This window comes from Mycobacterium sp. 1081908.1, assembly GCF_001673535.1.
In the GTDB taxonomy this organism is placed as follows: Bacteria; Actinomycetota; Actinomycetes; order Mycobacteriales; family Mycobacteriaceae; genus Mycobacterium.
Map to the genome: position 1 here is coordinate 1 of NZ_LZLY01000149.1, position 7,892 is coordinate 7,892.

The 7,892-nt window shown below is 69.6% G+C and carries 9 protein-coding genes; all 9 read right to left on the bottom strand.

Annotated elements, in window-relative coordinates:
- On the bottom strand, window positions 1-318 hold a 318-nt coding region (locus A5655_RS24405; RefSeq protein ID WP_156765021.1), incomplete at its 3' end, for a PPE family protein.
- 123 nt (window positions 319-441) lie between these two features.
- Window positions 442-795, bottom strand: a complete 354-nt coding sequence (locus tag A5655_RS24410) for a DUF6285 domain-containing protein (RefSeq protein WP_067014813.1) — start codon at window positions 793-795, stop codon at window positions 442-444.
- Window positions 792-1,778, bottom strand: coding sequence for a phosphotransferase family protein (locus A5655_RS24415; protein WP_067014815.1), 987 nt, complete (start codon window positions 1,776-1,778; stop codon window positions 792-794). Before A5655_RS24415 ends, A5655_RS24410 begins: the two co-directional genes overlap by 4 nt.
- Window positions 1,775-3,013, bottom strand: a complete 1,239-nt coding sequence (locus tag A5655_RS24420) for an acyl-CoA dehydrogenase family protein (RefSeq protein WP_067014818.1) — start codon at window positions 3,011-3,013, stop codon at window positions 1,775-1,777. The genes A5655_RS24415 and A5655_RS24420 overlap by 4 nt, the downstream gene beginning before the upstream one ends.
- Window positions 3,014-3,022: 9 nt before the next feature.
- Window positions 3,023-3,634, bottom strand: coding sequence for a TetR/AcrR family transcriptional regulator (locus A5655_RS24425; RefSeq protein WP_067014821.1), 612 nt, complete (start codon window positions 3,632-3,634; stop codon window positions 3,023-3,025).
- Complete coding sequence (locus tag A5655_RS24430; protein ID WP_067014824.1) at window positions 3,634-4,530, bottom strand: hydroxymethylglutaryl-CoA lyase; 897 nt, start codon at window positions 4,528-4,530, stop codon at window positions 3,634-3,636. The genes A5655_RS24425 and A5655_RS24430 overlap by 1 nt, the downstream gene beginning before the upstream one ends.
- The gene (locus A5655_RS24435; RefSeq protein WP_067014827.1) at window positions 4,527-5,732 is read right to left on the bottom strand and encodes a CaiB/BaiF CoA-transferase family protein; all 1,206 of its coding nucleotides are present in this window, start codon (window positions 5,730-5,732) and stop codon (window positions 4,527-4,529) included. The genes A5655_RS24430 and A5655_RS24435 overlap by 4 nt, the downstream gene beginning before the upstream one ends.
- Entirely contained in the window at window positions 5,729-6,904 is a 1,176-nt protein-coding gene (locus tag A5655_RS24440; RefSeq protein WP_067014830.1) for a S9 family peptidase, read from the bottom strand. The genes A5655_RS24435 and A5655_RS24440 overlap by 4 nt, the downstream gene beginning before the upstream one ends.
- A partial coding sequence (locus A5655_RS24445; protein ID WP_067014833.1) for a homogentisate 1,2-dioxygenase occupies window positions 6,901-7,892 on the bottom strand: 992 nt, incomplete at its 5' end. The genes A5655_RS24445 and A5655_RS24440, both read right to left, overlap by 4 nt.

Genomic DNA, 7,892 nt, shown 5'->3' on the forward strand with positions numbered 1-7,892 from the left:
GTGCACCGTGGCCGCCAGCGCCGACTCGAACGCACCCGCCACCGCCTGAGCCTGCGCAGCCGCCCCAGCCGCCTGGGCCGCCGCCGTACTCAACCAGTCCGCGTACGGCGCCGCCGCGGCCACCATCGCCTGAGCCGCCGGACCCTGCCATCCCTGGGAGGCCAACCCCGACGTCACTGACGAAAACGAGTTCGCCGCCGAATCCAGCTCGGAGGCCAACCCATCCCAGGCGGCTGCGGCGGCCAGCATGGGCGCCGAACCCGCGCCGGAAAACATCAGCGCCGAATTGATCTCTGGTGGCAATACGGTGAAATTCATCGTGGCTCTCCGATTGGGCTTACTGCGCGTACGCGCTGATTATGCGCTGGCGGAAAAATAGGGGTAGAGCGAATTCAGCGTGGATACCGGAATTTTTGCGTATTTTTTACGGAATTGGATCGCTCAATCGGAGCGCCCTGCCGGTTGGTCGTATCCGGGGTGGGCGACCGCCAACCGCCGGCGCACGAGCGTGCGCAGGCATGCGACGACGGCGTTGGCGCGCCCGTCCAGCTCGCCGGCCCGGATCGCGGCGGCGAGCTCCTCCTCGTCGGCGAAGCCCAGGCCGGCCAGCGCCGCGGCGGCCTCCGCCTCGCTTTCGTCGAGCAGTTCGCGCTCGACGATGCGCAGCGCGTTGGCGGCCACCCTGGCGTGGAAGTTGACCTGCCCGCCGGTCGCCGCGCGGACATCGGTTTCGAGGAACTCGGCCACCGCCGCCACCAGCTCGGCCGCGAGCGGGCGCCCGTAGGCGCCGATCATGTCCGGACTCCTTCGAGCAGGTCGAGCAGGTCCCACTCGGTCTCGCAGACGCGCCGGCCGATCGTGGCCAGCTCCACCGAGCGGACCTCGCCGCTGAGGTGCCGCTCCGCCTGGAAGCGGCAGATGACACCCCAACGCAGCGTCGCCAGCACCAGCCACCAGTGAAACGCCACCTGATCGACGGTAGTGGCGCTCGCCTCCTCGTACGCCCGGACAAACGCCTCGATGCTGCCGAGGCCCCCGGCCGCGAGGCCGGCCGGGGCGCCGAACCGCCAGGCGCGAATGCAGAACCAGGCCAGGTCCTCGTACGCCTCGCCGAGGTGGACCAGCTCCCAGTCGAGGACGGCCGCCAGGTCGGATCCGTCGACGATGAGGTTTCCCATCCGGTAGTCGCCGTGCACCAGGACGGGGGTCGACGGCCCCGATTTCCGTGGCCGGTTCGCCTCCAGCCAGCGAAACGCCCACTCGAAGGTGGCGGTGGTGTCGCCCATGGCGTCGAGCCGCTCGCGCCACTGCGCGAGTTGGTCCTCGTGCGCCAGGCCGGGAACTGCCGGGTCCGCGCGGTGGATGGCGGCCAGCGCCTGCGCGCACTGGTGCAGCAGGCGGGTGCGGCCCGCGTGGCCGTCGCCGGCGTCGAGCTGGCGCTGGATGCGCCGGACGATGGTCTCGCCCTTGATCTCGTCGCAGATCAGGAACGGATTGCCCAGTGCGGCAACCGAATCGTCGGCCACCAGGATGTGGGGGACCGGAGCGCCGGCGGCGGCGGCCGCCGCCTGGGCGCGGGCCTCGAGCTCCATGCCGGCGTGCACGTCGTCGGGCGGGCCGGTGCGCAGGATCAGCGGGCGGCGCCCATCGCCCGCGACGGCGTCGAACGCCCACGTGGTTCGGCTGGCGCCGCCGGTGAGCGCCCGCAGGTTCTCGATCGCGACACCCGGGCCCAGCACCCGGGCCAGCTTGCCGGCCAGCTCACCGCCGTCGGTCACTTGTGGCCAAACTTGAACAGCCGCTGCGCCACCCGGCGGATCTGGATCTCTTCGGCGCCCTCGGTGATCCGGTAGCGCCGGTGATGACGGTAGATGTGTTCGAACTGTTCGTGCCGGCTGTAGCCGAGCCCGCCGAAGACCTGCATGGCCCGGTCGGCCGCGTCGCAGACCAATCGGTTGGCCCGGTAGTTGGCCATCGACACCTTGTCCGAGACCTCCATGTGGTGGTTGCGGTCCAGGTGCCAGGCCGCGTATTGCACCAGCAGCCGCACCATCTGGGCCTCGGTCTGCAGCTCGGCCAGCGGCCATTGGACGGCCTGGTTGACCGACAGCGGCTTGCCGAACACCGTGCGCCCGGAGGCGTATTCGGCAGCGCGGTCGATGCAGTATTGGGCGGCGCCCAGGCTGCTCGCGGCCTGCCGGATCCGGTTCTCGTGCAGGAAGGTTTGGGCGACTTCCAGTCCGCGGTCCACGTCGCCCAGCACCCCGTCGGCGGGAACCCGCACGTCGGTCAGCTCGACCTCGCCATGGTCGGTGGGCATGTTGAACGTCCACCAGTAGTAGGGGACCCGGAATCCGGGCGCATCGGTCGGGACGAGGAACGCGGTGATGCCCAGCGCGGACCCCGGTTCGCCGGAGGTGCGCGCGAAGATCAGGTCGTGGGTCGCCCGGTGCACCCCGGTGTTGAACCGCTTGGAGCCGTTGAGGATCCAGCCGTCCCCGTCGCGTTCGGCACGGGTTTCCAGCCACGTCGCGTCGGAGCCGTGCCGCGGCTCGGTCAGCCCGAACGCCATCGACCGCTCCCCGGTGATCAACGCCTCCGACCAGTCGCGGCGCTGCGCATCGGTACCGAAGCGCTCCATCATGATCACCTGCGGGAAGTTCCCGACGATCGACGACTCGTTCTGCAGGTCGTTGTGCAGGCCAAGGCCCTTGTGCGCCAAGTGCTCCCGGATCACGGCCATGTCGAGGTTGGTGCCGTCGCGGCCACCCAGCGACGCCGGCAGGCCATAGCGCAGCCAGCCCGCCTTGTCGGCCCGCCTGCGCATCTCGGCGAGCAGGTCCTCCCACTCGCGGGACGGGATGCCGTCGTTGTCCCAATCGGTGCGGGCATGCTCGCGACGATGGTCGAAATACTGGATGTGGTCGCGTTCCAGCGGCTTGATCTCCGCCTCGATGAACGCGTCCATCTCGGCGAGCAGTCCCGGAAGATGTTCTGGCAGAGTGAAATCCATGTGAACTCCTTAAGCGCCGTAGAGGATTTTCTTCCAGACCGTGGACAGGGTGGCGATGGCGTCTTGGTCGCTGATCTCGAGGCCCAGGCCGGACGGTCCGGCGAAGACGGTGGTGAAGTTCTCGAACAGCAGCGCGATGGCCGCCGCCGTGTGTTGCGGGTTGAGCTCGGCTCCGTAGCCCTGCTCCTGCGCGCGGCGCACCGAGGCGGCCACGATGTCCATGCCGAAGCGCCGGAATTCGTTCTGCACGCTCGCGAATCGCCGCTGGGTGGCGGCCAACTGCGCCACGGCGATCATGATGCCGATGTTCTGCTTGAACATGTTCCAGTATCCGGTGACGACCGACGTGAAGAACGCGTCGTCTTCCGGAGATTCGGGCAGCTCGAGGCGCAACCCGGGCGGCGCCACGACCTCGTGCAGAAACGACTCCGCCAGCGCGGCCAACAGGTCTTCCTTGTCGGCGAAATACCGGTAGAACACCGCGGGCGACTTGCCCGCCGCCGCTGTGATGTCGGCCAGCGTGGTGCCGTGAAAGCCGCGTTCGGCGAACAGTTTCCGGGCGGCCTGCTCGATGGCCTGCCTGGTCTGGCGGCCCTTCGCGGTCAAAGCCTCGGTCGGCATCAGTTCCGGATCCGGTCGCCGGCGCGCAGCAGGGCGCTCGGCAGATCATGGCCGACAAGGGATTTGGCGACCTCGGCCGCGGCGATCGCGGCCCGCAGGTCCACGTCGACGTCGACGCCGCTGTCCGTCAACAGGTAGACGAGGTCCTCGGTCGCGATGTTGCCGGTGGCTCCCGGGGCGAACGGGCAGCCGCCCAGCCCGCCGACCGACGCGTCCAGCCGGGTCACCCCGGATTCGACGGCCGCGTAGGCGCTGGCCAGCCCGGCGCCGCGGGTGTTGTGGAAGTGCCCGCCCAGCGGCATGTCGCCGATCACCGGTCGCAGTCGGGCGATCAGCGAACTCACCCGTCGCGGGGTGGTGGTGCCGATGGTGTCGGCGATCGAGAACCGGTCGACGCGTCGATCCCGTGCGGCCGCGGCGATCTCGAGCACCCGCTCGGGCGGGGTCGGGCCGTCGAACGGGCAGTCCCACGCGGTGGCGACGATGACCTCGACGGTGATGCCGGCGTCGTGTGCGATGGCGACGATCTCCTCGATCTGCCTGGTGGCCTCGGCGCTGTCGCGCCCGACGTTGGCCGCACTGAACGCGTCGCTGGCGGCCACCACGTATTCGATCGAGCGCAGTCCCGCGGCGGCTGCGCGCCGGGCGCCGTTGGGGCTGGCCACCAGGGCGGAGAACTCGATGTCGGGGTAGTCGCGCAGGTGCGCGGCGAGTTCGGCGGCGTCGGCCATCGATGGCACCTTGGACGGGGATACGAACGCCGTGGCCTCCACCTCGCGCACCCCGGTGGCGGCCACCGCCGCCAGCAGTTCCAGCTTGGCGGCCAACGGGATTGGCTTCTCGATCTGGAGGCCGTCGCGCAGCGACACCTCGCGAACGTCCACGTGTCGCGTCATAGCACCCCCTCGGCCCTCAGCTCGTCGAGCTCCGCGGCGCTCTTGCCGAGCAGCCCGAGGTAGACGTCGTCGTTGTGGTGCCCGGGTCGGGCGGGCCCGGCGCTGCGGACGCTGCCGGGGGATTCCGAGAGCACCGGGACGACGCCGGGCCCCAGCACGTTGCGGCCGACCCGTTCGTCGTAGTGCTCGACCAGCATGCCGCGCGAACGCAGCTGCGGGTCGTCGACCACCTCCGCGACGGTGTTGATCGGGCCCGCGATCACGCCGGCGGCGGAAAGGGTTTCGATGATCTCGCCGGGTTGCCGGTCGGCGGCCCACGCGCCGATGATCTCGTCGAGCTCGTCCTGGTTTCGGCCGCGTCCGCCGTGGGTGGCGAACCGGTCATCGGTGGCCAGTTCCGGACGCCCCATCGCCTTGCACAGCCGCGCGAACACGGTGTCCTGGTTGGCGGCGATCACCACCCAGGAGCCGTCGGCGCTGCGGTAGATGTTCGACGGCGCGATGCCCTCCAGCCGGGTTCCCGACGGCCCGCGCACCACGCCCCCGACGTCGTAGTCGGGGATCGTGGATTCCTGTACGGCCAAGCAGGATTCGGTCAGTGCGACGTCCACCACCTGCCCGCGCCCGGTGACCGAGCGGCGATACAGCGCGGCTAGCGCGCCCTGGGCCCCGAACATGCCGGCCAGGCTGTCGCCGAGCGAGAGCGCCAGCCGCGGCGGCGGCCCGCCCGGAAAGCCGTTGAGGTGCCGCAGCCCGCTGGCGGCCTCGGCCACCGACGCGTAGCCCGCCTTGTGCGCCTCGGGCCCGGTCTGCCCGTAGCCGGACACCCGCACCAGGATGATGCCCGGGTTGCGCTCGGACAGCACGTCGTAGCCCAGCTCCCATTTCTCCAGGGTGCCGGGGCGGAAGTTCTCCACGACGATGTCGGACTCGGCGACGAGGTCAAGGAACAGCCCGCGGCCGCGTGGCTTTCGCAGGTCGAGCGTGACGGCCCGCTTGTTGCGCGCGTGCACCGTCCAGAACACGTGGTGCCCGTCCAATTCGGCCTGACCCCAGGTCCGCAACGGGTCCGGTGCGCCGGGGGGTTCCACCTTGATGACGTCGGCGCCCAGGTCGCCGAGCAGCCGGCCGGCGAACGGCCCGGCGATCAGGGTGCCGAGCTCGAGCACCCGGATCCCGTCCAGGGGGCCGGTAACCGTCATTGGGCGCTCGCGAAGTCATGCCGGACCAGCCAGTCGGTGACGAGGTCGACGGCGTGCCGCAGCTTGTCCCGCTGGTCGGGGCCCGCGTAATAGTGTGTGGCGCCGGGAATTTCGTGCATCTCCTTGTCCGGATGCCCGATCGCCTCGAAGAGCCGTCGGGTGTGGCTGGGCGTGCAGGCGTCATCGGCCAGATTACCGATCACCAGCGCCGGGACCGCGAGGTCGCGCCCGCAGGCCACCCCGTCGCCGCGGGCGTCGTCGTAACTCCATTGCGACAGCCAGCCGCGCAGCGTCGAGAACCGGGCCAGCCCGACCGGGCTCATGTTCACCACCCGAGGATCGCCCAGGTAGCACGTTCCGGGGACGCGTTCGTTGGGATCGACGCTCGGGTCGAGCCAGCGCGGGTCGGCCATGGTGCCGTGCACCACGAAGCAGAATTCGTCGTCGGGGCGTCCGGCGTCCCTCAACTCCGCCAGCTTCGCTCGGACCCACGCGGTGATGCGCCGGTTGCGGTCGATCTGCGCCTGGCGGTAGCGCGCCAGAAATTCCTGGCTGTAGGGCGGTTGGTTGGGGTTGTCGGGGTGGTAGAGATCGAGCTCGGGATCGCGCTTGGTGGGGTCGGATTCGTCGAGGATGGACGCGTCCAGCCATTCGGTGAGGGTGCCGTGCCGACTGATGTGCGCGGCGAGCAGCATGACGCCGTCGGCCGCGGGCAGGTCGAGCCGCGTCAGGTCGGGACCGTCCCCGGACGGGCTCGACGTGACGGTCGCGTGCTGGGCCTGCTGCTGGTAGAACATCGACAGCGAGCCGCCGCCGCTCCACCCGGCCAGCACCACCTTGGCGTAGCCGAGCCGGTTCTTGGCGTCCTTGATGCACTCGCCGAGGTCCTCGACCACCTTCTCCATCAGCAGCCCCGAATCCGTGCCACGGAACCGGCTGTTGCAGTAGATGACGTGGTGGCCGGCGCGGGCCAGCGCGTTGATCATCGGCAGGTACGCGCCGCCGCCGATGGGATGCATGAACACCAGCACGGTGTCGGACGGGTTGTCCTTGGGCTTGAGCAGATAGCTTTCCAGCACGGTGATCTCGGCCAGCCCGCCGTAGACGTCGCGTACCGCGGAATTGTTCTGGAAGGCAACCAGATACGGGATGCGGTCGTATTCGTGCTTCACGCGTGCTGGCCCAGGTCGTGGGCGAGCACCTCGGCGGACGGTGTCAGCCGCCGGCGGGTGTCGACGGCGATGACTTGCCAGTCGACCCGCGAATGCTCCTCGAATTTGCGCCGCGCCCGTTCCCGCGCCTTCTCCGGCGCGCCGTGGTGAACCCCTTGCGGCGCATGGGTGATCAGCCCAGGCGGCATCGGGATCCCGTAGAGCGAGCCGCCGTGGAAGAAGGCGATCTCGTCGTAGTCGACGTTGCGGTGGTACCAGGGCGTGCGTTCGGTGCCGGGCACGCCTTCGGCCGGCTTGGGCAGGAAGTTCATCACGTAGACGCCGGCGGCCTGCATGAACAGGTGGACGGTCGGCGGCAGGTGAACGCTGTCCGACGTGATCACGTTGTAGTCGGCGATGTTGAAGGTGAACGCGAAGTTGTCGCCGCGCCAGCCTTCGACGTCGAGCGGATTGTGTTGGTAATACAGGGTTGTCGGGCCACCGTCATGGATGAGGCGAACCTCGTACTCGTCGCGGCCGTCGTCCTGGATGGGGGCGGGTTCGGGGATGGTCGCCTGCGACGGGTCGAACGGAAAGTGGCGGCCCAGCGCGCCGGGCGGCGGCACCCGAAACTCGTCAGTGGCCTCGATCATCAGCAGTGTGGTCTCGGTGTCGGGAACCTGGCGCCAGGTGCAGGCCTTCGGGATGTAGACCCAGTCGCCCTCCCGGTAGCGCAGCGGCCCGAATTCGGTTTCCAGCAGGCCCGCGCCGCGATGCACGAAGCACAGCAGGTCCCCGTCGACGTGACGGGTGTAGAACGGCATCTCCTCGTGGCGGCGGCTCAACAGGATTCGGCAGTCGTCGTTGCTGAACATCAGCAGGGGCCCGCCACCGGCGTCGGTCGCATCGCTGGGTTTCAATTCCCCGGCGAGCACGTCGACGGGGGACAGCGGGCCGACCGACCGATATGCGGTGGGGTCGTTGCGCCGGTACATGTTGGCGGTCCGGC